This is a genomic window from Pseudomonas sp. BJa3 (genome assembly GCF_026343815.1).
Lineage (GTDB): Bacteria > Pseudomonadota > Gammaproteobacteria > Pseudomonadales > Pseudomonadaceae > Aquipseudomonas > Aquipseudomonas soli.
The window spans coordinates 1-288 of record NZ_JAOXMC010000093.1 but is presented as its reverse complement, the minus strand read 5'-3'; the positions used below and the strand labels follow the sequence as shown (position 1 = coordinate 288).

The window sequence follows — 288 nt, the reverse complement described above, 5'->3', positions numbered from 1 at the left end:
GACGCTGGAGCGCGAGCAGACCAACGAGCGCGTGCACCAGCTGGCCTTCTACGACACGCTGACCGGGCTACCGAACCGGATCATGTTCAGCGCCAAGGCCGAACAGGCCCTGGCCAATGTCGCCCAGGCCAACGGCACGGCCGCCGTGCTCTTCATCGACCTCGACCGCTTCAAGCGGGTCAACGACGCCCAAGGCCACGCGGCCGGCGACGGCCTGCTGCGTGATGTCGCCGCACGCCTGAGCGAGGAGCTCGGCGGCGTCAGCATCGTCGGCCGTCAGGCCGGCGA

At 69.8% G+C, this 288-nt stretch carries 1 protein-coding gene; it reads left to right on the top strand.

Features of this window, described 5'->3' with window-relative positions; all coding sequences use genetic code 11:
* Positions 1-288: GGDEF domain-containing protein (locus OH705_RS27000; protein ID WP_267303406.1), on the top strand; the 288-nt coding region annotated here is incomplete at both ends.